Annotated in this window: 32 protein-coding genes; 18 read left to right on the top strand and 14 right to left on the bottom strand. The window is 66.4% G+C overall.

Going from position 1 to position 26,719, the window contains the following annotated elements; translation table 11 throughout:
• Positions 1–30 precede the first annotated feature (30 nt).
• From ABIC44_RS05055 to ABIC44_RS04995, 13 genes are read right to left on the bottom strand one after another with little or no spacing between them, the layout of a single operon-like run.
• Positions 31–525 carry a hypothetical protein gene (locus ABIC44_RS05055; RefSeq protein ID WP_354294087.1) on the bottom strand — a complete coding sequence of 165 codons (495 nt, stop codon included), beginning with the start codon at positions 523–525 and terminating at the stop codon, positions 31–33.
• Positions 518–1,117 (bottom strand): regulatory protein GemA, encoded by a 600-nt coding sequence (locus ABIC44_RS05050; RefSeq protein WP_354294085.1) that lies wholly within the window; start codon positions 1,115–1,117, stop codon positions 518–520. The genes ABIC44_RS05055 and ABIC44_RS05050 overlap by 8 nt, the downstream gene beginning before the upstream one ends.
• A complete protein-coding gene (locus ABIC44_RS05045) occupies positions 1,114–1,545 on the bottom strand; it encodes a hypothetical protein (protein ID WP_354294083.1) in 432 nt (143 codons plus the stop codon). Before ABIC44_RS05045 ends, ABIC44_RS05050 begins: the two co-directional genes overlap by 4 nt.
• The gene (locus ABIC44_RS05040; protein WP_354294081.1) at positions 1,538–1,846 is read right to left on the bottom strand and encodes a helix-turn-helix domain-containing protein; all 309 of its coding nucleotides are present in this window, start codon (positions 1,844–1,846) and stop codon (positions 1,538–1,540) included. Before ABIC44_RS05040 ends, ABIC44_RS05045 begins: the two co-directional genes overlap by 8 nt.
• Positions 1,843–2,115 carry a hypothetical protein gene (locus ABIC44_RS05035; RefSeq protein WP_354294079.1) on the bottom strand — a complete coding sequence of 91 codons (273 nt, stop codon included), beginning with the start codon at positions 2,113–2,115 and terminating at the stop codon, positions 1,843–1,845. The genes ABIC44_RS05040 and ABIC44_RS05035 overlap by 4 nt, the downstream gene beginning before the upstream one ends.
• Positions 2,108–2,314, bottom strand: a complete 207-nt coding sequence (locus tag ABIC44_RS05030; protein ID WP_354294077.1) for a hypothetical protein — start codon at positions 2,312–2,314, stop codon at positions 2,108–2,110. Before ABIC44_RS05030 ends, ABIC44_RS05035 begins: the two co-directional genes overlap by 8 nt.
• Complete coding sequence (locus tag ABIC44_RS05025; protein WP_354294076.1) at positions 2,311–2,589, bottom strand: hypothetical protein; 279 nt, start codon at positions 2,587–2,589, stop codon at positions 2,311–2,313. The genes ABIC44_RS05030 and ABIC44_RS05025 overlap by 4 nt, the downstream gene beginning before the upstream one ends.
• Positions 2,586–2,870, bottom strand: a complete 285-nt coding sequence (locus ABIC44_RS05020; protein WP_354294074.1) for a hypothetical protein — start codon at positions 2,868–2,870, stop codon at positions 2,586–2,588. The genes ABIC44_RS05025 and ABIC44_RS05020 overlap by 4 nt, the downstream gene beginning before the upstream one ends.
• Positions 2,871–3,254, bottom strand: coding sequence for a hypothetical protein (locus tag ABIC44_RS05015; RefSeq protein ID WP_354294072.1), 384 nt, complete (start codon positions 3,252–3,254; stop codon positions 2,871–2,873).
• A gap of 2 nt (positions 3,255–3,256) precedes the next feature.
• Positions 3,257–3,889, bottom strand: coding sequence for a hypothetical protein (locus ABIC44_RS05010; RefSeq protein ID WP_354294070.1), 633 nt, complete (start codon positions 3,887–3,889; stop codon positions 3,257–3,259).
• Entirely contained in the window at positions 3,886–4,614 is a 729-nt protein-coding gene (locus ABIC44_RS05005) for an AAA family ATPase (protein ID WP_354294069.1), read from the bottom strand. The genes ABIC44_RS05010 and ABIC44_RS05005 overlap by 4 nt, the downstream gene beginning before the upstream one ends.
• Positions 4,611–6,422 (bottom strand): DDE-type integrase/transposase/recombinase, encoded by a 1,812-nt coding sequence (locus tag ABIC44_RS05000; protein ID WP_354294067.1) that lies wholly within the window; start codon positions 6,420–6,422, stop codon positions 4,611–4,613. Before ABIC44_RS05000 ends, ABIC44_RS05005 begins: the two co-directional genes overlap by 4 nt.
• Positions 6,419–6,718 carry a helix-turn-helix domain-containing protein gene (locus ABIC44_RS04995; protein WP_354294066.1) on the bottom strand — a complete coding sequence of 100 codons (300 nt, stop codon included), beginning with the start codon at positions 6,716–6,718 and terminating at the stop codon, positions 6,419–6,421. The genes ABIC44_RS05000 and ABIC44_RS04995 overlap by 4 nt, the downstream gene beginning before the upstream one ends.
• Positions 6,719–6,820: 102 nt before the next feature.
• Here ABIC44_RS04995 and ABIC44_RS04990 point away from each other — a divergent pair, with 102 nt between their 5' ends.
• From ABIC44_RS04990 to ABIC44_RS04935, 12 genes are all read left to right on the top strand, one after another.
• Complete coding sequence (locus ABIC44_RS04990; RefSeq protein ID WP_354294064.1) at positions 6,821–7,453, top strand: XRE family transcriptional regulator; 633 nt, start codon at positions 6,821–6,823, stop codon at positions 7,451–7,453.
• A 5-nt stretch (positions 7,454–7,458) separates the two neighbouring features.
• A complete protein-coding gene (locus ABIC44_RS04985; protein ID WP_354294062.1) occupies positions 7,459–7,956 on the top strand; it encodes a hypothetical protein in 498 nt (165 codons plus the stop codon).
• Positions 7,944–8,315 (top strand): thermonuclease family protein, encoded by a 372-nt coding sequence (locus tag ABIC44_RS04980; RefSeq protein ID WP_354294061.1) that lies wholly within the window; start codon positions 7,944–7,946, stop codon positions 8,313–8,315. The genes ABIC44_RS04985 and ABIC44_RS04980 overlap by 13 nt, the downstream gene beginning before the upstream one ends.
• Positions 8,316–8,605: 290 nt before the next feature.
• Positions 8,606–8,812 carry a hypothetical protein gene (locus tag ABIC44_RS04975; protein WP_354294060.1) on the top strand — a complete coding sequence of 69 codons (207 nt, stop codon included), beginning with the start codon at positions 8,606–8,608 and terminating at the stop codon, positions 8,810–8,812.
• Between the two features lie 41 nt (positions 8,813–8,853).
• The gene (locus ABIC44_RS04970) at positions 8,854–9,084 is read left to right on the top strand and encodes a hypothetical protein (RefSeq protein WP_354294058.1); all 231 of its coding nucleotides are present in this window, start codon (positions 8,854–8,856) and stop codon (positions 9,082–9,084) included.
• A gap of 190 nt (positions 9,085–9,274) precedes the next feature.
• Positions 9,275–10,213 carry a hypothetical protein gene (locus ABIC44_RS04965; RefSeq protein WP_354294056.1) on the top strand — a complete coding sequence of 313 codons (939 nt, stop codon included), beginning with the start codon at positions 9,275–9,277 and terminating at the stop codon, positions 10,211–10,213.
• Between the two features lie 45 nt (positions 10,214–10,258).
• Positions 10,259–10,639, top strand: a complete 381-nt coding sequence (locus ABIC44_RS04960) for a hypothetical protein (RefSeq protein WP_354294055.1) — start codon at positions 10,259–10,261, stop codon at positions 10,637–10,639.
• Between the two features lie 46 nt (positions 10,640–10,685).
• Positions 10,686–11,618 (top strand): capsid protein, encoded by a 933-nt coding sequence (locus ABIC44_RS04955; protein ID WP_354294054.1) that lies wholly within the window; start codon positions 10,686–10,688, stop codon positions 11,616–11,618.
• A 67-nt stretch (positions 11,619–11,685) separates the two neighbouring features.
• Positions 11,686–12,156 carry a hypothetical protein gene (locus ABIC44_RS04950; protein ID WP_354294052.1) on the top strand — a complete coding sequence of 157 codons (471 nt, stop codon included), beginning with the start codon at positions 11,686–11,688 and terminating at the stop codon, positions 12,154–12,156.
• Positions 12,153–12,881 carry a phage protein Gp36 family protein gene (locus tag ABIC44_RS04945; protein ID WP_354294050.1) on the top strand — a complete coding sequence of 243 codons (729 nt, stop codon included), beginning with the start codon at positions 12,153–12,155 and terminating at the stop codon, positions 12,879–12,881. Before ABIC44_RS04950 ends, ABIC44_RS04945 begins: the two co-directional genes overlap by 4 nt.
• Positions 12,881–13,366 (top strand): phage virion morphogenesis protein, encoded by a 486-nt coding sequence (locus tag ABIC44_RS04940; RefSeq protein WP_354294049.1) that lies wholly within the window; start codon positions 12,881–12,883, stop codon positions 13,364–13,366. Before ABIC44_RS04945 ends, ABIC44_RS04940 begins: the two co-directional genes overlap by 1 nt.
• Positions 13,367–13,777, top strand: a complete 411-nt coding sequence (locus ABIC44_RS04935; RefSeq protein WP_354294047.1) for a phage tail terminator protein — start codon at positions 13,367–13,369, stop codon at positions 13,775–13,777.
• 89 nt (positions 13,778–13,866) lie between these two features.
• On the opposite strand, the gene ABIC44_RS04930 is transcribed toward ABIC44_RS04935, so the two are convergent.
• Positions 13,867–14,736, bottom strand: coding sequence for a putative phage abortive infection protein (locus tag ABIC44_RS04930; protein ID WP_354294045.1), 870 nt, complete (start codon positions 14,734–14,736; stop codon positions 13,867–13,869).
• A gap of 216 nt (positions 14,737–14,952) precedes the next feature.
• On the opposite strand from ABIC44_RS04930, the gene ABIC44_RS04925 reads away from it, so the two are divergent.
• From ABIC44_RS04925 to ABIC44_RS04900, 6 genes are all read left to right on the top strand, one after another.
• Positions 14,953–15,159: a hypothetical protein gene (locus ABIC44_RS04925; RefSeq protein WP_354294043.1), complete on the top strand. Its 207-nt coding sequence runs from the start codon at positions 14,953–14,955 to the stop codon at positions 15,157–15,159.
• Positions 15,160–15,162: 3 nt separating this feature from the next.
• Positions 15,163–16,101 carry a phage tail tube protein gene (locus tag ABIC44_RS04920; RefSeq protein WP_354294042.1) on the top strand — a complete coding sequence of 313 codons (939 nt, stop codon included), beginning with the start codon at positions 15,163–15,165 and terminating at the stop codon, positions 16,099–16,101.
• Between the two features lies 1 nt (position 16,102).
• A complete protein-coding gene (locus ABIC44_RS04915; RefSeq protein WP_354294040.1) occupies positions 16,103–16,555 on the top strand; it encodes a histidine kinase in 453 nt (150 codons plus the stop codon).
• Positions 16,556–16,686: 131 nt separating this feature from the next.
• Positions 16,687–16,893 (top strand): DUF1799 domain-containing protein, encoded by a 207-nt coding sequence (locus ABIC44_RS04910; RefSeq protein WP_354294038.1) that lies wholly within the window; start codon positions 16,687–16,689, stop codon positions 16,891–16,893.
• A gap of 1 nt (position 16,894) precedes the next feature.
• Positions 16,895–21,004, top strand: coding sequence for a hypothetical protein (locus ABIC44_RS04905; protein WP_354294036.1), 4,110 nt, complete (start codon positions 16,895–16,897; stop codon positions 21,002–21,004).
• Complete coding sequence (locus ABIC44_RS04900; protein ID WP_354294035.1) at positions 21,001–26,703, top strand: interleukin-like EMT inducer domain-containing protein; 5,703 nt, start codon at positions 21,001–21,003, stop codon at positions 26,701–26,703. The genes ABIC44_RS04905 and ABIC44_RS04900 overlap by 4 nt, the downstream gene beginning before the upstream one ends.
• Positions 26,704–26,719: the final 16 nt, after the last annotated feature.

The raw sequence follows: 26,719 nt of genomic DNA, 5'->3' as shown, positions 1-26,719 counted from the left end.
AGCGGGGATTGGGTGACACGCACGTCAGTTTTAGTCGGGATGCGTTGGCGCAGGCTCTTCGGGAAACATTTCCAGCTGCCGGGTGTCGACGGGGCGGCTTGGCACGAAGACGGGAGCGTCATCGGCTTCATTGGTCTGATTTGCAAGATGCGCGACATAACGGCGTGACGATCCGATCAGCCGCGCCGCATCGTTCTTGTTCAATTTGCCCGCCCGAACGGCGGCGATGACCGGCGCGCGGCGCGCCCGCGCCAGGGCTTCGCGCGCGGTCGAGATTTGCAGCTTTTCGCGGCCATAGACCCGCGCCAGCGTGGCGACCGCGTCGCGCGGCAACACGTCGAGGAACGGGCTCTTTTCGGGGGCGAGCGGCACATACACGTCCAGCCCGCCGAAATGATCGACCAGCGTCAGGACATGCTTGGGGCTGATGTGCGCCGCCATTTCCAGCATGAACGGCGTCCAGCCGCGACCCGGCTTCACATCGTCCGGGATCGGCAGGTCGGAAAGGCGCGGCAGGTCAGCCATGGCTCTTGCCCCGCAGCATCTTGCCCAGGACGCGGATCGCCTCGTCGGTCTGCCGATCGGTCCAGCGGTTCGGCGGCAGGTCCAGTTCGGCTTGCAGCCAGGCGTCGGCGGTGCGGCCCTGGACGCGGTTGGCGACCAGCAGCTTGGCCCAGATCGCGTCGAGGACGGCGCGGCGGTCGGCCTGCGGACAGGGTGGGACGCTCCATTCGACGCCTTCGCGCGCGGCCCAGCCTTTCAGCGCCTCGATCACGCCGACCGCCGCGCGGTGGTCGAGAAAGGCGACGGCATCGATCCCGGTCTGGCGCTTGACCCAGTTGTCCAGCCCATCGGGGCGGTTGATGGCGGCGAGCCAATAGAGCGACCACCACAGCGCGCGGATCTTGCCGACATGAGCGCGCGCGGCGCTGGCGGGCCGGGCGTCGCCCCGGATCGCGGTCAGCACCTTGTCCATATCCGCGACCGACATGCCCGTCAGCGATGGCTTGCCGGTGGCGCGCAGCTGCACCGCGCGGCGGTCGTCCTCGTCCATCCCGGCATCGCGGGCGGCGGCGAAGATGGCGCGGCGGCGTGCGTTCAAGGGATCGGCGGTCATGGGTGCACCTGCGCGGCCTGGGGCGTCGCCAGATCGAGCGCGGTCCCGCATCCACCGCATTGCGCCGAGCGTCGCCCGACCAGCCAGGACGCGCTGAAGCAGTCCGGGCAGATGGTGCCGGGGCCGCGATAGAGCATGACCCCGCTACGTGCTGACCGGACCGCGTCCTCCGACAGGACAATCGGCAGGACGAGCAGCTTGGCGCGGTCGCGGTGGCGGGTCGTGCCGCCCCAGAATGCCTCGCCGGTCGCCATGCAATAAGCGTCCGGCCAGCAGGTGGTCATAAAGCGCACCTCGGCCGGGGTGCGGCAGGACGACGGGGCCCGCATCATCGCCCGGTACTCGGTCTTGAAGCCCAGCGTCCCCTCGAACAGGAACGGCCCAGGCGGGCAGTCGGCCAGCGTGACGCGGCCCAGCGGGTCAGTCATCGGTCTTGCCTCCGAATGCGCGCAGCCGGTCGGTCAGCGCGCGGAAGTCGGGATGGAGTTCGCGGCGGGCCTTGGCGGCACGCAGGGCGGTGTGGACGGCGGGGTGGCCGCGCTGCATGACGCGGCCGATCGCAGGCAGCGACGCGCCCGTGGCCTCGCGCATCGCCAGGATCGTCGCCTGCCGGGCGATGACGAGCGGCTTTTCCCGGCACTGGCGGTGCAGGTCCGCCACGGTGAAGCCGGTCGCGATCGCGGCGGCTGCGAGGATTTCGCCGAGCTGGCGGTCCTGGGCGGCGGTCATTGCACCGTGCCCCGGTCTGCGCTGGCGTGCCCGCCGGTCATCATGTCGGCGACCATGCCCAGCAGCCGGTCGAGGCCAGCGATCGAGAGCGATGCGACCAGCATCGTCCCGTCACCATGCCGGAGCGACAGGGACACGATCGAGTCCGCCCCCGCATCGTCGAAGCCGACCGCGATCCCGCCGACCTGTCCCACGCCAGGCGCGGCGCGATCCTGCGCGACGGCGGCGGTAAAGCCGCGCATCGGCACCATGCGGATGGCGTTATCCACGGGGCCGCGCTTTCGGGGCGGGAAGCGCCTTTTCGTCGTGGAGCTGGCGGAGCAGGTCGGCCAGCGCATAACCGTTCCTGGCGACGAGCTGGACCGTCACGGTCGTCTCCGGCCCCTTGGCGGACGCGGTCCGAAATCCACCGACGCGAACGTCGCCGCGCGTCCAGTGGATCGAGCCGTAAAGCGAGTCTTCGATCATTGGACCACCTTCCGATCGTTTGCCTGGGCGTGGGTCAGCTGCGCGGCGGTCAGTTCGATCGCGAAGGCGGTGGCCTGGTCCTCGTCGAGCGTGACCATCATCGTGCCCATCGGGCACGAAATGGAGACAGCGACGACGTGGCCGACAACCGGCATGGTGACGACCCGGACGCCGATCCCGGCCGTGTCCTGCGGATCGTTGGATACCGCGACAGGCGCGATGATGACGGGGGCCCCGTCCATCACGGCATCGATCTCGTGATGCAGGACCTTCATGCGTGCCCCTCCACCATGCGGGCGACTTCGCCGCTCAAACGGTGTCGCTGGTGCGCGGCGAGCCTGCCCAGATCGGCAGCCTGGTTCTCGATCCCGGCGAACAGGTCACGCAGGACCAGACCGGCGACGGTCTGGGCGGTGTCGTTGCGGCGCGCCTCGTCCGCCAGCGCGGTCAGGTTGCGACGCATGACCTCCAGGTCGACGCGACCCATCGTCTTGTTGGCGGCGATCGCGGCGGACACGTCCGACACGAGATTTTGCAGATCGGTTGCAATCGACATTCAAGCCTCCTGGGCGTGGGGATGATCGGTGTTGTTGGGGCACTCCGGGCAGCTCCGGGCGAACTGGGCGTGGAGCCAGTTGGTCGCCTTCGTGCGGCGGCGGTTGCGGATGCAGGTCTTGAGCGGCATCTGGCCGTAGAGCGGACAGACCACCTCTTCCTCGGCCAGCGTGGCGCGAACGAGCGTCTCGGCCTCCGGATATGATCCGGCGTAGCTGCGGTTGATGATCCGGCTGATATAGCCGCCAGACTTGCCGAGCTGGTCCGCGACCGCGCGTTGGTTGGTCCGGTCGCAGGCGTCGGCCAGGGTCAGCACCCAATTGGGTGCGTCTGCGCCCCATGCGGCGACCGCCTTCGTTCGGTTGTTATTAACGTTACCAAACATGGTTAACCTACCCCCCCGTCTGCGAAGGGGGCTTCGCGCTTTCTCCCAAGGGACACGGCGCCGGGGGAAGTATCGACGCGGCGACCGTTGTTGTTGTCGATGAGGAAGGTCTTGCCATCGGTGCGGCTGATCGTCGGGCATTTCGGGCCGGTGTTGCGCGCGAGGCGATACACGCTGACGCGCCCAGTCTGACGGAACCCACGCTCGGTCATCTGCACGTATCGGGCGCGCTGGAGCTGATTGAGATAGGTGGCAACAGCACGTTCCGTCGCGTTCGCAGTCATGCGCAGGGTCGGCGCATCGAACGTCTTGAGGACGCGCATCGCCGCCCAAATCCGTTGCCGGGCACTACGCTCCCGCATGTTCGTCTTGGCCGTTTCGCTACGGCCATCGGGCGGCAGGCTGTCGGCCCCGTCCACAAGGCGAAAGCGGAGCGGCTTGCCGGTGTGGCGCACCACCGCGCCGCGATCCTGCCACCGCTTCAGGGCGGTATGGACCGTGTCGTAGGTGCCGGGACAGGACGCCAGGAGGTCGGCGATGCTCTGGGGCGCTGTGGCGGAGCGAAGCGCCGCCCAGAGCGGTTGCGAGACTACCGCCTTGACGCGGGGCGTTCCCTTCGAGGTCATGAGCATCACGCGGCCCGCCGGATCGGGATGTCGCCCGTCGAAAACGGACGCGGCCCCCAGGTCGCGCGGTCGATCGCCGTCAGGCCATCCGACATCGCCTGGGACTGCACCTCCTGGAGGTTCGTCACGATCCGGCGCGTGATGCCCTTCGTGGCGCGGACGATCGCGTCGACCAGATCGTCCGCGACCCGGACGCGTGGGCAATAATAGTCGCGCAGCAGGCAGGCATCGGCGAGGCTCGACGGCTGGGCGGGCGTGGCGACGAGGATGCGGTTGTCGAACCGTTCCCAGTCTTTCAGCTTGGCGGGAAGGGCTTCCTCCCCGATCAGCATCACCGGCACCCCGCCATGGTCGTGGATGTCGCGGATGATCTCGACGTTCTTGCGGTGGACGACATAGTCCGTCTCGTCGACGATGACCGGCTGGGGTGCGACCTGGAGCTGTTCGATCACCTGATCCAGCAGTTCGTCGGCGGTCCGCCCCATGCGGGTGATGCCCAGGTCCATCGCGATCGCGCGGAGCATGGACTTTTGCGTCCAGGTCGAGCGGGCGACGACATAGGCGGCGTTGAAGCGCGCCGCGATCGTCGCGGCGGCGACCGACTTGCCGTAACCGCTGGGGCCGTACAGCAGGCCGATGCGCGGGCTCCCCTGCGGGGCTTCCTGACAGCGCATCATGGTGGCGAGGCCCAGGCGCATGTTCGTGAGCTGCGCGGGTTCGTTAATGGTGGTCAAAGCGAACTCTCCTTGAGCGAAGGCGTGGTGGCGGGCGCGGCGCGCCGGGCCGTGAAATCGGCGGTCAGCAATTTGTGAGCGCGATATTCGGTGGACTGGGAGAAGATGCGGGCGCGCGAGAGCGCGTCCGGGTCGACGGCGTGACCGGCGGCGTGGTCCGCCAGGACGCGGTCCGCCTCGGCCATGCGATCCTCGAAACTTCGGGGTGCGCTGGCGACCGGATGGGGATACCGGGTTTCCGCCGCCTCGATCGCGGTCGCGCTGGGCAGTTCGACGGGCGCGTCGGCGATGCTGGCGATGGCGGGCGTCTGATGCGGGGTGGTGCGGACCGGCAGCGTGACCAGCTTGCCCGCCTCCTCGGCATCGCGGCGGAGGACGGCGTTGCGGGCATCCTCGAACGAGAAGCGGCGTTGCTTCTCGCGCAGCTCGGCCCGGTGCGCCTTCATCAGCGCCGCTTGCTGGCGGCGGGCCTCGACCGCGAAGTCCCGGTCGGACAGGCCGGAGCGCTCGGCGTTGACGGCGGTGCCGATGTAACGCTGGTCCTCGTCGAATACGAACAGCGCGCCCAGATCGTCCTCGTCGCGGCGCAGGATGACGGTGCACCCGACATGCGCGGCCAGCGGCGGCGTCCAGTAGCGGCCCTTTTTCCAGGTGATGCCGCGCTTTGTGACCTGTGCCTGCCCGACCAGCGCCGACAGCAACAGCTTGAGCGTGCCCTCGTCCGGAGCCCCCCGCGCGGCACGCGGCGAGTTCGTCCAGCGCGACATCGGCGATGCGCCCAGGCTGGAATGCGCGCGAACGTGGTACACGCCGTCGAGCCAGTTGTTGATGATCGCCTGCAACTCGTCGGCCGAGAGTTCGGGCACGATGACCGGACGCTTGGTTTCCTTGCGGGCAACCGCACGCAGCCGCTGCGCCTCGGCGACATTGTGGCCGATGTAACCGCCCAGCAGCTCGGCCCGCTCGCGGGTGAAGGTGCCGAACATGCGCTCGACAAACGGTTTCTTGTCGCCCGACGCGGGCGGCACCGGATCATGCGCGATGCCCAGCAGCTCGCAGGCGGTGCGAACCGTCGCGTTGATGTAGCCGGAGCCCTGGTCGGTGCGCAGCACCTCGGGCATGACACCCCAGGCCAGCATCGCGGCGACCAGCGTCCGGCGGACCGACTGGGCGGACTCGCTGTCGACGACGAGATAGAAGGTCCGACGCGACCAGACATCGACGATGCCCAGGATCGACTTGCGCCCCTCCTTGGTCATCACATCGGCCTTGGTGGTGTCGATCTCCCAAATCTGATGGGCGTAGGACACGCCCGCATCCGCCCGGCCGAGCGCGACGCGGTACTTGCTCTTGAAGAGGTCCGGGTCGCGGAAGCTGGCGAGCAGCGCGGGCTTCGACGCCTCCAGCTTGGCGATGAAACGGCGGATGGTGTGCACGGATGGCAGCGGAGCGAACCGGGTCCGCATCAGCTCCAGGATGGCGGTCGCGGACAGGTCGCGCTCGGCCAGCCATGCCTCGACCGCATCGGCGGCATCGGGGGTACGGGTGAAGAAGTCCGAGCCCTTGGGCCGACCGCGCTGGCCGCCAACCGGCTGCGCAGCGGTGCGGTCCGCATAATCACGGCGTGCCGCCTCGGGCAGGTCGGCGACCGCGAACAGTCGCCCGCCGCCATTGCCCTGCCGGGCGATCCAGCGCCACTCGCCCCGGCTGGCGCGATTGGCGACCGCCGTCCGGTTGGTCGGCAAGCCTTCCAGCTCGAGCGACGCGATTTCCAATGCAGACAGATACTCGCGGCCCAGCAGCGTCATGCTTGACCACCATTCGCCCCAGCGCGGTACATTTGTAACGGCTTGCTGAAACGGGTCTTGGGCGCGTAGTTATCGACAGGCTGGGGGCGAAGCCGCTGTCCGCTCCGACTGTAACGCGAAGGCCAGATTTGCATGGGATGTACGTCGAGAAATGACGCAATGACTCGCTCTGCCTGGGCTCGGGGGAGTGTGAGGGCCAGACGAAGTGCCGCGCTTTGCAGTCCGTTGCGGCGCGCCAGCTCCGTAAGCGTGACCCCGCGCTTGCGAACAGCCGCTTTGATGTCTTCAGGGTCCATATCCTGTGGGGGCACAAGCGTTACATCCGTTAGTTACAAATGTACCGTACATACGCACCATGCCGTAAGTCAACGTTACATTTGTACCTTTGGAGCTTTTTTGTGACCGGATGGTCCGAAGCGGCAGGCGAACGGCTGCGCGCTGCCGTCCGAGTGCAGGGAAATCAGCAGGCCATTTGCGATCAGGTAGGAGTCACGCGCACTTCGCTTAATCGGTATTTCACAGGCACCGATCCTGGCGAAGAGCGACTTGAGCTTCTGGCAAGGGCTGTGGGTAAGTCCGTCGAATACCTTCTTGGCACCGGCGACGATGTGCAGGTTGTCAGTGTGCCCATACATGACGTTCAAGTGGCGGCTGGCGCTGGCAAGATTACAGACCGACTTGGAACGCCAGTGGGCAAGTGGGCCTTTGACCGCCAATGGTACGAAGCAAATTTTGTTGGGATAGGTCAAATAATTTTGGTTCGTGTTTCCGGCGATAGTCAGGAGCCGGAATTAAGTAACGGCGATCTTGTTGCTGTCGAGATAGATCGACCTAAACTGCGGGAAGGGATGCACGTCGTCAGGCTGGACGATATGTTAATAATCAAGCGCATTCAGATGGAAGGTCGTCAAGTAAGATTGGTTAGCCGAAACCCTCTCTATGATCCGGTGATAGTTGATCTGAATGAACCGGATATTGATAGTCGTTTCGAGGTGATTGGTCGTGCAATTTGGGCGAGTAAGATGCTGTGAGACTGATGCTGATTGCAGCCGGACTTATCGCACTTGGCGGCGGCGCTTACGTTTGGGCACAGGCGGTAGCCGATCCACCGGACTTGGCCGCTTGCGAATTGCATGTCCGCGAGAAACTGCCGTCCGGTGTTGCATATCGTCGTGTAGATGTCGTCCGTGAGGATACAGGACCGCTATCGCCCGCTGTCTTTCGGCGGCAGGCCGGACCGTCCGCGTCCGTGCACGGCTTGGGGGAAGCCGAAAAGCTAAGCGACCTTGCGGACGAGGTGCAGGCCAAGATGGGACATCTTGCCCTGCGACGCATGTCGCTAACTTATCAGCGCAGCGACGAGGCGAAGCCTCGCACGCAGATTTGCGCCTTTCGCTTGGCCGAGGGGAAACTTGAACGCTCTGACACGCTGAACGGCCGCGCCACGTCGAGGATCGGCGAGGGGATCGATTTCCTCGCCGATCGGGGGAAATGGGCGAGGCAGTCCCGGCCGAAACATTCATGCTGCCTCTGATGGCGCTCACCGCCGCCCAGGCGCTTGCTTGCACGCCGATCGCGGTCGACGGCGACACGCTGCGCTGCGGGCGGGAGCGGATACGCTTGCTGGCGATCGATGCGCCGGAAATGCCGGGACATTGTCGGCGAGGCCGCAAATGCGTCGTGGGCGATCCGTTCGCCAGCCGGGTGTCACTGGAAGCCGCGCTGCGTCCGCCCTTTACGATCCGGCGAGTCGGCTTCGATCATTATGGCCGGACCTTGGCGGCGGTCAGCGGCGCGCGGGGTGACCTGTCCTGTTGGCAGTTGCGAGCGCGTCGCGCGCGCTACCGGCCGGACTGGGACAATCGCCAGCTGGTCGGCTCGCAATGTCGCTGAAGGCCGAGCGTTTCCTGATCGCGTTCGAGGCGACAGGCTTCGCCATCGCTCTGGCGGTCCACATCGTGCCGCCGGTCTTTGCGTTGCTACGGGCACTCCTCGCCTGAAAGGCCGCCACAGCCGCTTTTCCCGGCCTTCGGGCATCATCCCCGCCAAATTCGGCGCGACCCCATTCAGCGGCCGTGTGCGGCGTGCACACGGCATGTCGGCTCACGACCGAACGAACCTATCTGGACAACCCGCCCAAAGCTGATCCATGTTCTTGCTTTGTTCTAGTGGGAGTCAGAACGGTGGTACAGGATTTCGGATCGTGGTTGGTCGATCAGCACAAACGTGACGATTGGGTCGGGTTGCTCGGTTTTCAGGCCAGGCGCGACACCAGCTTTCCGACCGGCGGCGACCCCGACGATGTCCGCGCCTATCTGGAGCGCAACGGGGCCGATCCGGATGCGCTCGACATGCTGGAAACCGCCGCGCTGGAATGGGGCCGGGCGTGAATTGCGGGGAGGGCCTGGGGGAGGCTGGTCCCGATCCTCTGATGTTACCGACCGACGCCCATCCCCGCTGGCGGCTGCGCGTGTTCGACAGGTGCTGGCCGTGGCGGGCGACCAGGAGCGAGGCGATGCGAGACGCTGTCTCCAGCTTCAACGCTCGGCGCTGCCCGGACGACAACGTGATCTATCTCGACGCGGCGGCGGCGATCCAGCGCGACCCGCCGCATTATGGCGATCAGTTGCGAATGAGGATGAAGCGATCATTCGCCAAGTGAAGCGAGATACATTGCAGTCGTTAATCCGGCTGGATCGTTTCGGTCCGAAGCAGAAGCGGCCGACCAAAACCTAACCTCTTGCGCCGTGCCTCCGTCTGTATCTATCAGGCGGGGCACGGCGTCTTGCCGTCGCCTTGGGATGCGCTGGCGCAGGACGCGAGGCCCGCTGGCCTGGACTATCCCGGCGGCCATGGCACCGCCCCCGATCAAGATCCTGCGCCCCGGCACCTTCACCGATATTCACGGGACGAAGGTCACCTTCACCCAGTCCGACTTGGATCAGGTGATCGCCTCCTATGACCGCGAGAGCGATCCCGCGCCGATCGTCGTCGGCCATCCCAAGATTGACGCGCCCGCCTTCGGCTGGATCGGCTCGCTGGCGATGGAGAACGGCGTCCTCGTCGCGCACCCGTCCGAGGTCGCACCCGCCTTCGCCGAGGCGGTCGAGGCGGGCCATTACCGCAAGATTTCCCCCCAGCTCTATCCGCCGTCGAGCCCGAACAACCCCAAGCCGGGTAGCTGGTATCTCCAGCATGTCGGTTTCCTGGGCGGCGCGGCTCCGGCGATCAAGGGTCTGGGAACGGTCGCCTTTTCCGACGCGCCCGTGGGCGTCGTGACCCTTTCCATCGACGAGGACAGCATGACCACCGAAACGACCACCCCGCCGGACGCGGTTGCGTTCGCGGAGCGCGAAGCCGCGCTTGCCGAGCGCGAGAACGCGATCAAGGCGCGCGAAGCCGACCAGGCCAAGCGCGAACAGGATGCCCGCCACGCGGAGCATGTCGCCTTTGCCGAGGGGCTGATCGCCGATGTGAAGCTGGCCCCGGCGGGCAAGGACAAGGTCGTCGGCCTGCTCGATCTGCTCGACGCCAGCCAGCCGGTCGCGTTCGGCGAGGGCGACGCGAACAGCATGACGCCGCTCGCCGCCTTCAAGTCGCTGTTCGACGGCGCGCAGCCGGTCGTCGCCCTGGGCGAGGCCGCGCCCGCCGACAAGAAGCCTGCCGACGCGCCCAAGCCGACCGACATCGCCCGCCGGGCCCAGGCCTATGCCGAGGCCCAGCGCAAGGCGGGCAAGCCGATCACGACGCAGGCGGCCGTGCGCTACGTCACCGCCAATCCCGACGCCTGATCGGCGCGGGCATCCCCAGACACGACACCACAGGAGCTTTAGACCATGGCTGGCCGGACCGACGGACTGACCAAGAACTACCGCGCGGGGGCAGCAATCGCCGCCTATCTGATCCTCAAATACGGGGCCGACGACCAGACGCTGGTCCCGGCCGCCGGTCCCACCGACGACCTGATCGCGACCAATGTCGAATTGCCCGTCACCCAGGGTGAGCGCTTCGACGCTGCGTTCGGTGGCCTGCCCGAGGTCCGCTATGGCGGCCCGATCGGTCGCGGTCGCCCGATCACGTCCGATGCCCAGGGCCGCGCGGTTGAGGCCGCCCCGGCCGCCGGGGTGCGCGTGCGCATCATCGGCTTTTCGCTCGCCTCCGGCGTCTTGGGGGATGTCCTCGCCTACCGCCCCGCACCCGGCTTCATGACCGGCTGATCCCAACCCTTCATCCTCGTTTCATCTCCCTTTCAGGACGCTTTCCGTGGCACAATCCCCTTATCCGATCGACCCGCACCTCACCGCGATCGCCATCGCGTACAAGAACCAGGGCTACATCGCCGACATCGTCATTCCTCGCATCGAGGTCGGCAAGCAGGCTTTCAGCTTCATGCAATATGGCATGGACACGTTCTTCAATACGCCCGACACGCTGATCGGCCGCCGCTCCCAGGCGAACCAGGTCACGATGGACGGCGTGGAAGTCCAGGACGCGACCGAGGACCATGGCCTGGAGGCCCCGGTGCCCAAGGCCGATGTCGACAATGCCGACGAGCGTTATGATCCGCTCGGCAATGCGGCGGCGCTGACCTCGGAGCTGATCGAAATCCGGCGCGAGATCCGCGCGGCCGGGATCATCTTCAATCCGGCGACCTATGACCCGAACCTTCGCGTCACGCTGGCGACGACCGATGTGCTGGACAATCCCAACACGGACGCGGTGACCCTCATCACGGACGCGCTCGACAAGCCGCTGATGCGGCCCAACCAGATGGTCTTCGGTCAGCGCGGATGGACCAAGTTCCGCCGCAATGCCGGGGTCATCAAGGCGATTCGCGGCACCAATGGCGGGGGCCTCGTCACCAAGCAGGAGGTGGCCGAGCTATTTGAGGTCAACGAGGTCGTGGTCGGCCAGGCGTTCGGCAACCAGGCGCGCAAGGGTCAGGCGGCGCAGATGTCGCGCCTGTGGGGCAACCATCTGGCGTTGACCTACAAAGCGCCGGTTCTGTCGCGCGAGACGCCGACCTTCGCGGGCACGTTTACCTGGGGCGAGCGCGTCGGGTCGCAGCGCGAGCTGAAGCCGGGCGAAATGGGTCTCCATGGCGGCACCGCGGTTCTGGTCGGCGAGAGCGTCAAGGAACGGGTGATCGCGGCCCAGGCGGGCTATTTCTTCGAGAACGCCTTCTCGCCGAACTGATGCCGCCCAGGCGCGGGCGGCGATCCGGCCGCCCGCGCGACCTCCCCTCAACCAGAAAGCATCTACCATGAGTTACCCCTACAAGGTCGCCCGGACCGTCATCTTCGGCGGCAAGGAATATGCGCCCGGCGCACCCATCCGTTTCGACACCAGCGACAAGGCGCAGAACGAAGCCCGCCTCGATCTGCTCGGTCGCGAGGCGATCGGCGACGACGAGGACTTCGCCGACACCATCATGCTGCGCGAGCAACTGGCAGCTGCGCAGGCCGAGGCGATGACCGGCATCGGTTACGCGCCCCCGGCACCACCCCCCACGACGACCCCGCCGCCGGAAGCGCCCCAGGCCACCGCGCCGCAGGACAGCCCCCAGTCGACGGGCGGCGACACCGTGCCCCCGCCGTCCGAAAAGCCGGTGCTGACAGGCAAGAAGAAGACGGAGCTGATCGCGATCGCGGCGGACGAGGGCGTCGAGCTGACCGGCGAAGAGACGGTCCAGGAGATCATCGCCGCCATCGAGGCGAAGCGTGCGGCGGCATGATCGCCACCATCCTCAAGCAGCCGGGCGAGACACTTCGCTCGGCTGTCGCCTTTTCCGGGAACGCTTCGATCGCCGCGATCCGCGCCGTGACCGTCACCGCGCGGGGCCTCGTTCCGGGTGCCGCCGCGCTCGGCGCCAACGCCACGCTGTCGGGCGGCATCGTCACGCTGGCCCTGTCGGGCGGCAGCGACGGGGAACGCTATGCGGTCGCCGTCCGGGGTGACGACGCGCAGGGCCAGACGCTGGAAAGCGAGGTCGAGGTTGTCCTGATCGAGTCGAACTGGGCGACGCCGGACGGCGGCGCGGGGTGGCTGTCGATCGCGGCGTTCGTGAAGCGCTTTACCCTGGACGAGGTCGTGCGGATGACCGACACGGACGGCTCCGGCCGGATCGACCGCGACCTGTTGATCGGCGCGCTGGTCGACGCCCAGGCGATCGCCGAGGCGCATATCGCCAGTCGCTACACGCTGCCCCTCGCCACGGTGCCGCGCATCCTGGAAATGGCGGTCGGCGACATCGCCCGCACCCGGCTTTACCCGCGCGGCGCGCCGGAGGGGATCGCCGACCAGGCCAAGGCGGCGATGGCGCTGCTCGTCCGCATCCAGAAGGGCGAGGCGACGCTGGGCGTGCCCGCCGCCGCCCTCCCGGCCGAGGCGGTCAGCGACGCGCCGATCCTGATCGCGCCCGGCCGCCGCGCCTATTCCGATTGGCTGAAGGATTATTGATGGTCGACATCGCGATCACCATCCGGGAGGACGTGACCGCCGCCATGAACCAGTTGGCGGCAGCCGGGACGGACATGACGCCCGCGATGAAGGACATCGCCGGTCACCTCGCCGACACGACGCGCGAACGGTTCGAGACGGAGACGGACCCGACCGGCAAGAAATGGATCCCGTCCCGCCGGGTGGTCGAGCATGGCGGCAAGACGCTGACCCTGTCGGGCGACCTGGGCAATTCGATCACCGAGGACTGGGGCAAGGACTTCGCGGCGGCCGGGCCGGAGCGATCGGGCGGCGCTGGCGTCTATGCGCTGATCCACCAGACCGGCGGCGAGATTCGGCCGCGCGAGAAAAAGGCGCTGTCGTTCGGCGGCCGGATCGTGGCGAAGGTCATCATCCCGGCCCGCCCTTATGTCGGCTTCAACGACGTGAATGCCGATTATGCCATCGGCGCACTGGCGCGCCATCTGGGCTTTGGAGCCGTTTAAATGCTGACCCTTGCCCCCATCGTCGCACTATTGCGGACCGGCTTCAAATCGGTCGACGGCGTCCTGGAAGCGCCTTCCCAATCCGACCTGCCCCGCGCGCTCCCCGCGCTGTTCGTCGTCCCCGCCGCCGATGCCGCCGAGCCGAACACGCTGTCCGGCAAGCGTGACCAGCGGGTGACGTTCGACTTTTCGGTCCTCGTCACCGTCGCGGCCAGGGCTGCGCAGGGACAGGTTTCCGACGAGCTGAAGGCGGTGGAGGACCGGGTGATCGAGTTGGTCGTCGGATGGACCCATCCGGATGCGTCGGGGCCGGTCGACTATGTCGGGGGGCGACTGGCGAACGTTGGCCTCGGTAGCGTGACGTGGGAGGTCCGGCTGCGCTGTCCGTATCGCCTGCGCAGTTCTCATTAGGCGGGGTCGTGTACAATTATTTAGTGAGGTGCTGCGATTACGTCAAAATCTTGCCTCGCTCTCAAGGCAGGCAGCTTTACTTTCACCCCTTAGTCTCTCGCTTGAAAAGCTGTGGGTGAGTAATGCCTCTCCAGCTCCGTCCTAAGGGAATTTTTAGTTAAATACTTCAACATCCTAAATTCTATTATAAAATTGCTGAAATCTTTTGATACAGGAGATAGCCCGTTGGTCGCCATCAGAAGAATTTCATCACTCGTCAGCTGGCTCCTTAGAAGATTTCCAAATTCCGCCTTCTCGAGTTGAGATAGCATTTTATCTTTGCTTAACCTAAATAAAATTGTGTATATTATTCTAAAATATGGTGAAAATGTAGGCTCATGTAGCTTATGAATCTTCTTATTGTATATAATATTTAATTCTTTTGCCTCTCCGTTTTCGGATGTGTTTATCCAAAATCTTATTTCTTTTACCGCTTCTTTTATTGCCTCGTATCCGGAATAGATTACGGCTTTATCATTTACGTGAGGCATCTGGCCACGTACCGCGTAAGCTCTAATCAACCGACTTGAAGACTGGGCTCCTGCGTATTCGGCAGAATGCTCAAATCGAATTTCAGATCGCAGCTCCCGCATAATTCGCAACAGTTCAAAGAATGTCGTCTCAAAACGTTGCCGATATTGGTCTTTCGCTTGGTCCTTCAAACTAACTGCTTGAAACCACAGGGTAGCTAGAACCGCTCCGAATCCTAAGGCGGAAACGAGAGCGTTGAAGGCACCAAAGCTGTCAGACCATTGCCCTGCCTTTTCAACAGTCACCCCGGTGGTTGAGCTAAGTCCCCAAGCCGCGACGTCCAATCCATAATGTGCCCACATGAGCCATGCGATAGCCAGTAGGGCAGCCAATGCGAGATAGATGAAAAGTGTTTTCATTTTTTCCTCTGGCGTGGATGACTTGGTCAATCTACTCGGAATTATAGCAGCGCGATCGAAATTAGGTTATGTTGCTTGCCCGAATTAAACAATGCGGCAGCCCAATTGAATAGTAAGATTGGTTACCAATCATTGCGAGTTTTTAGCTTCTAGGCCCGGCTCCCCTGCGCCAGCGCATACCGCGCGCGCGCGCGAAATCCGGTCTGACTGTCGTCACAGTTTCGACATCCGACCGAAGGACGCCCCATGGCCGCCGCACCGAAAACCACACAGGCTGATGCCACCAAGCCCCGCCCGGTCGACGAGACCGGGCGGACGCTCGACCAATGGGACCTTCCCGTGTCGGGCCCCGCGCGCCTGAAGGCGCTGGGCGGCAAGCCCGACCCCGCGCTGGAGGTCGCCGCCGAGGTTGCACCCGCGCAGCCCCCCGCCACCACCACCGACAAGGACTGACCCATGGTCGACGCCGTCAAAGTCCTCTTTTTCAAGAAAGAGGCGACCTACGCCACCGACGCCGCGCCCACGGGTGCGGCCAATGCGGCGCTGACCCGCAACTTCACCACCAAGCCGGTCGTCGTCGACCGCATCCAGCGCAACCTCGACCGGCCGGTTCGCGGCAGCTCCAAGGATGCGCCGTCGAACGAGCGCCAGACCTATGGCTATGAGCTGGAGCTGGCGGGCTCCGGCGCGGCCGGGACCGCGCCCGCCTGGATGGAGCATCTGGAGGCGTGCGGCATGGCCGCGCCCGTCCTGACCGCCAACACCAGCGCCGTGCAGCGCTTCGCCGCGATCGGCGCGGCCCTGTCGTCCGCCACCGCCTATCACTGGCACGGCACCCAGAAGCGCATCGGCCTGGGCGGCCGGGGCACGTTCGGATGGGATTTCACCGCCGGGCAATATCCGTTCATCAAGGTCGACATGACCGCGCTGCTCCCGGCGGCCGGGGCGATCGGCGATGCCGCGCCGGGTGCCGTCGCGTTCGACCAATGGAAGGACCCGCTGGAGGTCAACACAACCAACACCGACTTCCTGCTCGGCGGCTTCGCGGCCAATCTGCGCAGCTTCACGGGTGAGGCGAATGCGGAGATCACGCCGCGCAACCTCGTCGGTGCGAACTACATCAACCGGGGCAATCACGGGCTGACCTGCCGCGTGGTCGCCGAATGCCCGGCAATCGGCGCGAAGGACTATTTCACCACCCTGCGCAAGGGCGATGAAATCCCCGTGCAGCTCGACCACGGCACGGTCGCGGGCAACATCATCCAGTTCAAGTCGGACCATCTGCAAATCACCGACATCGAGCTGTCCGACGAGAACAACGTCCTCATGATTACGATCACGGGGAAGCTGAATGTCGGCACCACGCCCGACGACCTCATCATCACGGCGAAGTGACATGACCCAGCCCATTTATCGCATCGTCGCCCAGCCGCGCGCCTGGACGCCTGTTACCTTCCCCGTCGTCATGGAGGACGGCACCGTCCAGTCGTTCACGATCGAAATGCGTTTCCGCCTGCTCAAGGTGGACGCCGCCACCGCCTTCATCGCCGAGGTGGTCCGCATCCAGGCGCTGGAGGAAGAAGCCGGGGCCGATCACGCCCAGCTTTATACCGAGCTGGTCGCGCAGATTGCGACCGACTGGCGCGGGGTCCATGCGGAGAATGGCGACCCGCTGCGCTTCGACGTGCCGGAGAATTGGCTGACCGACTTGGACGCAGAGGGCAACCGCAAGCCGCTGGTCGCACCGAACCTGCGCAGCCTGATGAACGAGGGCGGGATGTTCATCCACATCTTCGACGCCTTCCGCGCCTGCCTCGCGGGGCAACCCAAGGCCCGCGCGGGAAACTGACCGCCGTCGCGACCGCCTGGGCGAAAGGTCGCGGCGGCGGCAAACCCGCCGAGGATGCCGCCACCGACAGCGCCGCCGCCGCGATCGCCGCGATCGAGGCGCGCCGCGCGGCCGGGCGGCGGGACGACACGGTGGAGATCGGGCCCGACGAGGTGGACGTGGTCACCCTGTTCATGGCGCTGACCTCCCAATGGCGGTTCCACGCGATGGGGGGGCGGCTCGGCCTGGAATATGCCGCTGTCCGCCCGACCGCCGACATGCTGTCGATCGCGATGACGACCGACCTTTTCCTTGACCTGCAATTGATGGAGCGCGCGGCCCTGACCGCGCTGGCGTGACATGAGCCGCGACCTGATCGTTTCCGTTCGACTGAAGGCTGACGGCTCCGGCCTTGTCGGGGCGGCGAAGGACAGCGCCACCGCGATCGCCGGGATCGGCACCGCCGCCGGGGGCGCGACCGTCCAGGCGCGCCAGCTGGTCGCGGCGATCGGCGAGGCCTCGCGCGCGGCCGGTGTCGCCGGGACGGGCCGCGAGGCGTCCGCCGCGCTGGAGGCGACCGCGCGGTCCTCGGTCACGCTGGGCGGATCGGCCAAGCAGGCGTCCGCCGCGATGGCGCAGCTGACCGACCAGTCACGCGGGGCCGCCACCGGAGCCGACGAGTTGGTCGCCGCCGCCGGTCGCGTCGCCCGCGCGCACAGCACCACCACCGCCAAGGCGGCCGAGGCCGCGCGCGCCGCCTCCGATCTGGCGCGCGCCGAACGCGACGCCGCGCGCGAGGCGGTGACGGCGGCCGAGTCGCGGCTCGCCCAGGCGAAAGGCCGGGTCGAGCTGACCGCCGAAAACCCGACCATCACCCTGTCGCCCGGCGGGGGTGGCACCCGTGCAGCCGGGGACGCCAAGGCGATCGCCACTGCCACAGCCGAGCTGGCCCAGGCGCGCCAGCGTGCCGAGGCGGCGGAGGACGCCTATTCGCAATCGCTCCGGGGCAGCGCCCAGGCGTCCGACATCGCCCGCGCGGCGGTGACCGCGCTGGCGACCCAGTCCCAGGCGGGCGTCGGCAACACCGGCCAGCTGGCGGAGGCGCTGGAGCGGACGGGAACGCAGGCACGGTCGACCGCCCAGGCCGCCCATGCGCTGGCCGACGCCGCCGACACCTCGTCGGATGCGTCGCGCCAGCTGGCGACCGCCACCGATCAGGCGACCGAGGCGGCGAACGGACAGGCCCGCGCCACCAACGCGCAGAGCCAGGCGCGCGGCCAGGCGCAGCGCGAAGCCGCCGAGCTGGCGGCGGCCGAGGCCCGGCTGGCAAGCGCCACCAACGAAACCGAACGCGAGGAAGCCGCCGCCGCGATCGCCGCGATCAAGCTCGCCCAGGCGCAGCGGGAGGCCGCGCGCCGGACCAGGGAAGCCGAGGCGGAAAGTCGTCGCAATGCCTTCGCCGTCCGAAACCTCGGCCAGCAATTCGGTGACGCCGGGTTGCAGGCGGTCACGACGGGCGACATCGTCCGGTCCTTCACCCAGCAGCTGGGGCAGATGGGCTATGCCCTGTCCGAAATGTCCGGGACGGCAGGCAAGTTCGGCGCGTTCCTGACCGGGCCCTGGGGTATCGCCCTGACCGTCGGCGCGGCGGTCATCCTCCCCTTCGTCGAGAACCTGTTCAAGGCGGAGGAAGCGGCCGAGGCCGCGAAGCTGGGGGCGAATGGCTTGTCGGAGGCGCAGAGCGTCCTCGGCGAAATGTTCGACCTGACCAGCGGCAAGTTGAAGAAGCAGAATGAACTGCTCGTCTTGAATGCCCGGCTGACCGCGATCAACCTTCGTGCCAGCGCGGCCAAGGATCGGGAAGAGTCGCGCAAGACGTTCGCAGATGCCGGATCGGTTTCCGTATCGGATCGGCTGCGCGGCTTTTATGAGGGTGAGGGCCTGCTCTTCGGTAGCGCCGATCCACTTGCGGGGATCAAGGGGGCAATCAACGGATCAGCACGCGGATCGCAGAACGCACGAAATCTCGCTGCTGTGGTCAAGGATTTGGAAGCTGGAAAGACCACGGCTAATGACGTTATCCAGGCGGCGGAAAAATTCGATTTCACCGGCCTGAAAATCGACCGGCGGGAGTTTTTAAACGCGATAGTCAAGCGCGCCTCTGCTCCGCTGAATGACCAGATTGCGGATCAGATTGATAGGTCGCTGGACGATGGTGAACTGGCAAAGGGGCTGCGCCGGGACGCCAAGACGAAAAAGCCACCCAAGCCCAAATCCACCGAGGCGCGCGACGAGTTCGGCCGCGATGCCGCCGCGCGCATCGCGGGCATCACCGACCAGTTCGACCGGACGCCGCCCGCCGTGCGCCAGGCGAACGCCGCCCTTCGCCAGCTCGACGACATCATGGACGATCTGGCGCGCAAGAAGCCGCCCGAGTTCAAGGAGCTGATTGCCCAGGCACAGGAAGCCAAGGGCGTGGTGCGCGACGGGCTCAACCGCCCGATCGCCGATTTCGTCGAGAGCCAGCAACAGGCGTTCGAGGTCGGCCAGCAACTGCTTTACGGTCACCGCGACCAGGCCGAGGCGCTGCGCGTGATCCAGCAGCTGGAGCGCCAGCGCGGGCCCCTGACCCAGGAACAGAAGGACGCGGTCCTTGCGACCACCCAGGCGCTGATCGCGCAGGATCGCCAGCTCGAACGCATGGCCCAGCGCCAGCGCATCTATCTGGCCGGGTTGCAGGATATTCGCGGCCTCATCACCGCGACCATCTCCGGCGACTCCGGCCTGGAGAAACTGCCCGAACGGCTCATGCAGGCGTTCAACCGTGTGTCGGCGGAGAAGATCGTCGACAGCCTGTTCGGGGACCTGTTCCAGCAGCTGGAGGACCGGGTGACCGGGACCAGCGTCGTCGAGGATGCGTCCGCCCGCATGGCCGACGCGGTCGATGTCGTGGCGACGCGGACCGGCCAGGCCAGTACCGCGCTCGACACGCTGACCCGCGCGGCCAGCGGCGCGGCTGGTGCGCTGGCGAAGCAGCCGACCGCCGCCGGTCCGGCCCTGTCGCCGGAAGCCGGGACTTCGGGGGAAGTCACCGTCACCGCGCCGCGCCGTGGGATCAAGAGCCCGGAAGAACTGTTCGCGGGCGCGATCGGCGGGGTCGCGACCAAGGTCACGGGGCTGTTCACCAACCCCGAAACCGCGTCGAAGATCGGCCAGAACCTGGGCAAGTTCGCGGGCAAGGGGCTGGCGGGCGCGTTCGAGGGACAGGCGGCGGCCTCCATCGCCGGACTGGTCGGGATCAAGACCAACCAGACCGGCAGCGCGATCGGCGGCATGATCGGCGGCCTGACCGGCATCCCCGGCGCTGGCGCGGCGCTGGGGCTGATCGGTGGTCTGGTCGGCAACCTGTTCAACAAGCCCAAATCCGGCAGCGCGACGATCAGCTCGGTCGATGGCGCGGCGTCGCTGCGCGGCGATGGCAAGATCACCGAGGCGCTGTCCGGGACCGCCAAGTCGGTCCAGTCCGGTATCCAGAAGATCGCCGACGCACTGGGCGCGGATGTCGGGTCGTTCAACGTGTCGATCGGCAAGCGCGAGGATTATTACCGCGTCGATGGCTCCGGCAGCTCGCGCGTCGATGCCAAGCATCCGGGTTCCGGGCTGCTCTACAATGGCAAGGACGAGTCCGCCGCGATCGAGATCGCGATCCGCGACGCGATCGCGGACGGCGCGGTGAAGGTGACGGGCGCGGTTGCAAAGGCGCTGCAATCCTCGTCCTCGCTCGACAAGGCGGTGGCCGAGGCGGTGAAGGTCCAGGCGCTGGAGCGATCGCTGGGCGGGCTGACCGGCCAGCTCAAGAGCGTGTTCGACACGTTCGACCGGACGGCGGCCGACCGGGTGCGGATCGCCAAGACCTATGGCCTGGACCTGCTCCAGGTCGAAAAGCTGAACGCCGAGGAACGCGCCAAGCTGCTCGACGATACGCTGCGCTCGCGGGTCGGCAGTCTCAAGGATTTGCTGACCAGCCTGTCGTCGGGCGACCTGTTCGAGGGATCGGCCGCCGATCGGCGCAAGACGCTGCTTTCGGACATCGCCACCGCCCGCGCCGATGCCGAGGAAGGCAAGACCGGGGCCGCCGACCGCATGGCCGAGCTGTACCGCCAGTTGCTGGCGACCAGCAAGGAAGCCTTCGGGACCGGCGGCGAGGAATATGCGGCCGATCGCAAATCGGCGGCCGAGGCGGCGCGGGCGATCGTCGACCTGGAGACGAACCGCGTGAACAGCGCGGCGGGCGTCCAGGCCGCGCAGACCGCCGCGATCCAGACCGGCAACAGCCTGACCGAACAGGTCGTCGCCGCCGCCCAGGAAACGAACGACCTGCTTCGCCAGCTCGTCGACCAGGGCGCGGGCAAGGCCGCCCGCTCGGTCGACCCTGACATGACGCTTATCGCACGGGATTACGCACAATGAGGACGGTCATTGTCGAGGCGCGGCCCAGCGACGCGAGCGGCAACCCGGTCGACATCCGGCTCGCGGGCGGCGGGCGGTCGCATTATCTGTTCAAGGGGCTGGCCGACTGGCGCGCGGGCGTGGTCAGCCTGCCGCGTGTCCAGGCCGCGCTCGGTTTCGGCAAGGATGGCTTTACCGGCGGCGCGGTGGCGCAGGCGTCGGCGGTCGGCTTCGCCCCGGCCATGGCCTCGACCCGCGCGCTGATGGCGGGCCTGATCTGGAACGACGCAGCCATCACCGTGTCGATCGGCGACGACCGCGACGGCGAGCCCGCCTGGACCGTGAAGCTGTCCGGGACGATCGCCGGATACTCGAACAGCGCGGGCCGGTTCGTCTTCACCCTGTCCGACATGGCGGGCCGCCTGGGCGAACCGCTGGTCAAGGACAGCTTTGCCGGGACCGGCGGCATCGAGGGCGACGCGGCGGCCAAGGGCCGGGTCAAGCGGCGCAGCTGGGGCCGGTGCTGGAACGTCGAGGGTCGCGTCCTGCTCGCGGCCTGGAACATCTATGAGTTCGGCGACCCCGCCCGCCCGCTCGGCGCATTCGACGCGGTGAAGGACAAGGGGCGGCCGGTGCCGATCGCGACGGTCGAATGGGCCGGGTCGGTCGCCGCCACGCTGGAGGCACTGAAGGCCGCGACGGTGCAGGAAGGCGGATGCGCTGCCGCACCCTCCATCGCGTGCGTGAAGTGGTGGACGCAACCCTCGACCCTGACCGCCGACCTGCGCGGCGAGCTGGGGAGCGGCTATGTCGAGACGGTCCCCGGCATCGCCGCCGCGATTTCGGCGGCGGCCGAGGGACCGGCGGTCGACGGGCTGGCCGCGCTGGTCGCCCTGCGCCCCGATCCGGCCGGGCTCCATGCGGACCAGGCGAGCGAGACGCCCGCCCAGATGCTCGACCGGCTGACCCTGCGCGCCTCGCTGTCCTGGGCGGTGACCGCCGACCGCCGGATCGCGTTGCGGCCGATCGCCTTTGCCGATCCGGTCGAGACGATCGCGTTCGAGGATGTCGAACGCCGCTCGGCCTATGCGCCGGTCGCGACCGTGAAGGTCGGTTTCCAGAAGAACCACCGCGTGCACAGCGACGGCGAGATCAGCGCCGCCGTGCTGGCGGGCGATGTCACTTTCCCGGACGGGCAGAAGCTGGCGGACCTCCAGCCTGCGCAACCAGGCGCGGACGTGACCGGCAAGAATACCGCCAAGGACACCGCCGCCGTCGCCGGTCGGCCCGCCGGTCAGGTCACGACCGCGATCGATGCGAACGAGGCGGCGATCGTCACCGCGCGCAAGGAAATCGAGACGGCCCGCGCCTCTCTATCGAGCGACATCGCGGTCGCTCGCGACGAGACGGCCAAGGTCCGGTCCGACCTGTCGACCGCAGTTTCGGATGTCAGCGCGTCCGCCGCGACGGCGCGCAGCGAGGCCGCGTCCGCACGCCAGGCGGCGTCGACCGTCGCCAGCGACCTGTCCAGCGAGATCGAGCGGGCCAAGGGGCAGGAAGGCACCCTCCTGACCAAGACGCAGCAGGCGCAGGGTCGGGCCGATGCGGCGTACAGCGCCACCACCGACGAGGCGGTCAACCGGGCGGCGGCCGACAGCGCCATTGCTGGCCGGGTCACCTCGACCGAGGCCCAGCTCCGGGGGGATCAGGACAGCGTGATCGCGGGCCGCATCCGTGACGAGGCGGCCACCCGTGCCAACCAGGACAGCGCGATCGCCGGGCGGGTCGCGACGACCGAGGCCGGGCTGTCGCAGCGCGCCCCGACGTGGATGGTCAAGAGCTGCGGCAATTCGGCATCTCTGCCCACCGGATTTGGCGATGCGGGTATCTATCGGCCGGATGGAAGCACAGCGGCATTTGCGGGCCGCTCGTACACCGTTGCATGGTTCGACCTGGGCGGCAGCGACATTGCGGGCCACAAGCGCTTCGACGTCTTTGGAGGCGGCGAGCAGAAGTACAACGGCCCGAACACCAGCGACAATGACGCAGCCGCCATGGCTCGTTACATCGAAAGCATTCCCGGCGGTCGTTCGGTGGTCGTTTTCACAACCGATGAACCGTCAACCAATCGCCTGACGCCATCACTCCTCCAGGCGATGCAGAGCATCGGGGCTGGCATTCGTTACGAGTCGCCCAGCTTCAGTTTCCGTGCTGCCTATGTCTTGTTCGGCCGGACGGGGATCGGTCGGGGAAACGGGCGCGAGCATTATCTCGGCAATGTCGACAATGACCCCGCCGCCTTTCTGGAGTTGCCGTTCACGGCCTCAGGTGGCCGTATTCAGCTGGGAGACCAGTCCGGCCTGACGGTCATCCAGGCGAGCGTCACCGACGAGGCTACCACGCGCGCCAACCAGGACAGCGCCATCGCGGGGCGAGTCTCATCGACCGAAGCCCAACTTCGCGGTGACCAAGACAGCGTAATCGCGGCCCGCATCCGCGACGAGGCGACGGCCCGCGCCAATCAGGACAGCGCGATCGCTGGTCGGGTTTCGACCGTGGAGGCCCGCGCCTCCCGCGCGGGCAACTGGGTGCCGAACACGACCTTGGCAACGCTGGCCGGATGGGGGCTTGGCAACAATCCGAACGGAGGGGACTGGTCGATCAACGGCAATGGCGACGACTGGCGCCCGGCTGGTGAAAACGTCATTGCATTGAACGAGCATGTTGTCGGTCGCGATTACATGGAGGTCGTTAGCGACCCTATCGCGGTAGAGGCGGGCAGCTGGTTGCAAGCTTATGCCCGCACATCAAACCACCGTTGTCGCGCATGGGTCACGCTGTTCTTCTACAACGCAAACGGTGGCTGGGCGGGATACGCGGGGGAGAATTTCAGCCCGAACCGCGGCAACGGCGGTCGCGCGTTGACCGGCTGGGACTATACCGGCGTCAAGCGCTGTCAAATACCAGACGGTGTGGTGTCAGTTCGTCTGGCACTTCGGAAATATCCGACCGATGAAGGTGGTGGTCATAGCGTAGCGTGGTTCACCCAGCCCTATGTCGGTCCCGCAAGCGATGCACTGAACGAATGGACGCCGTACTCGCCCGGCACGGGCAAGGCATCCGTTGCCGAAACTCTCGCGCGCATCACGGACGAAGCCACAACCCGTGCCAATCAGGACGGTGCGCTTGCGGGTCGAATTTCCAGCACCGAAGCGCAGCTTCGCGGCGACCAGGACAGCGTGATCGCGGCCCGCATCCGAGACGAAGCCACCGCCCGCGCGAACCAGGACAGCGCCATTGCAAGCCGTGTGTCCTCGACCGAAGCGCAGCTTCGTGGGGATCAGGACAGCGTGATCGCGGCCCGCATCCGTGACGAGGCCGCCGCTCGCGCCAACCAGGACAGTGCGATTGCGGGCCGGGTCGCGACCACCGAAGCCAATTACGGCAAGCTCAACGACAGCGTGAGCGGGGCGATTTTTCCCGGCTTCGAGCGAAAATCCGATGGCTGGGGCAGCGACACCAGTTGGTCCGGTCGGAACTCAGGCATCTTTTGGGAGAATGGCTCCCAGGGAGCCGCGTTAGGCTTTCAGGTTCCTGCGGACGGAAATCACTGGCTATATATGGATGCCCCGGACCGGCTTATTCGGGCCGTAAAGGGGCGCAAGTATCGGGCTGGCTTCTGGATCGTGCAATGGCAGGCACCGAACGGCTACGGCGGCAACCCTCGCGTGTATTGGGAGAGTTTCAACCAGGATAAATCGGTCGGCGAGTTCTTAGGCTATTCGGCAAACGCGCCCGAGGCCACCCGGTCATATTATGCAGCGATCCCTGACAGCGCATTCTATTGCTATGCTAGCGACATCTACGTCGATTGGGATCAGGGCGCTTACCCGAACCGCGTCTGGCTGCGCCCGCGCATCAACGTCGACAATATGCCGGGCGGATCCGGCTATCAGATTTCCGGCTGGTTCTTTCGCGAGATCACCGACGACGTGCGGACGAACGCCCGCGTCACCGACGAGGCCACCACGCGCGCCAATCAGGACAGCGCGATTGCGGGCCGGGTCGCATCGACCGAGGCCCAGCTGAATGGCTCGCAGGACAGCGTCATCGCGGGTCGTATCCGTGACGAGGCGACCACGCGCGCCAACCAGGATAGCGCCATTGCGGGGCGGGTCAGTTCGACCGAGGCGGTGGTCAACCGTACCCCGGCGCAGTTTCGCGTCACCTCGCGCGGCGCGTCGGCCTCCAATGCTCCGTTTGGTGAAACTCGCTTTGTCACCCCTGACGGAAATACCTATTGGACGGGCGGCCGATCCTATCTGGTCATCGTTTTCGATCCGAACAGCAACAATGTCGGCTATGCGAACACGTTCGACGTGTTCGGAAACGGCGCATCCGGCCCCGCCCAGATGGCGGCCCTCCTGAATGGTATCGGCACGGGCCAAACCGTTATTATCGCGACTGCGGACGAGCCACAGAGCAACCGTTTCAACAACGGGCTGGACGATGCGATGGGGCGCGTCGGGGCGGGTGAAGCGTTTTTCTCGCCTAGCTTCAAATACCGCTCTTCCTATGTGCTGGTCGGACGCGCTGGGGCTGGCAAGGGCAACGGCGTCGAGTTCTATAATGGCGTCACTGACAACGATCCGAACGCTTTCATTGACGAGTACATCCCGATGCTCAACGGCAAGGCCGTTCTGGGGAGCAACGGGGGCACCACGCAGGTGCGTGCGGCGCTGTCCGACGAGGCGGCGGCTCGTGCCAATGCAGACAGTGCCATTTCCAGCCGGGTCAGCACGACCGAGGCGCGCGCGGGTGCGCTGGAGGGTCGGGTCCAGTCGAGCGAGGGGGCGATCGCCGATGTGCGCAACAAGGTGGCCACCGCCTGGGCGGAAAAGACGGTCAGCGTTCCGGGCGCGGCGGCGACGGTTCGCATGATCGCGACCGACGCGAACGGCAATCCGACATCCAACGTCGCGTTCCTCGCCGACGTGATCGCGCTCATCAACACCGTCAACGGTCAACCCATCGCCGCCCTGAAAGCCGAGGGCGGCAATGTCCTGATCGCCAACGATCTTCGCGGCGGCAAGGGCCGCGTCATCATGGACAACGGGTCGGTGATGAAGGTGATGGGGACCGGCTTCGGTTCCTCGAACCAGTTCATCGAATGGTTCGGCCCGCGCCAGGACAACCTCGCCAACTGCACCGAGTCCAACGCGTCTTATTACCTCAAGACCGACGGCAGCAGCTATTTCGGCGGGAGCTTGTCGGCTGGCACGATCAAGAACGCGATCGGGACGACCAGCACCGCCAGCAATGCGAGCGTGACGACCGGCACTGTCGGATCGCGCGGCGGATCGCGCGTCGTGGTCCTTAGCTATAGCTGGGCATGGTATCAGCGGGTGGACAAGCCCCAGTCCGAGGCGTCGGGCAACGACCTTTCCGCGCAAATCATCCTGTCGCGCAACGGTGCAGACGTCGCCACCCTGAACGCAACCGGATCATGGGACCGCGATCCTGCACATAGCAGCGACGAACCCGGCGATTATCGCGAGGCGATCGGCGGGTCGCTGACCTTCACCGACAATTCGGGCGGATCGAGCGTCGAATATTCAGCCCGTCTGGTGACGCGAAACACCGGCCCCGGCCCGCAGAACGGCTCCAACCGTCCAGGCGAAGCGACCCAGCGCATTTCCATCGTCCAGACCGAACAGTGACGGACGCCAACCCCAG

Source organism: Sphingomonas sp. 1185, assembly GCF_040544655.1.
Taxonomy (GTDB): domain Bacteria; phylum Pseudomonadota; class Alphaproteobacteria; order Sphingomonadales; family Sphingomonadaceae; genus Sphingomonas.
This window is presented reverse-complemented; position numbering and strand designations above follow the sequence as displayed.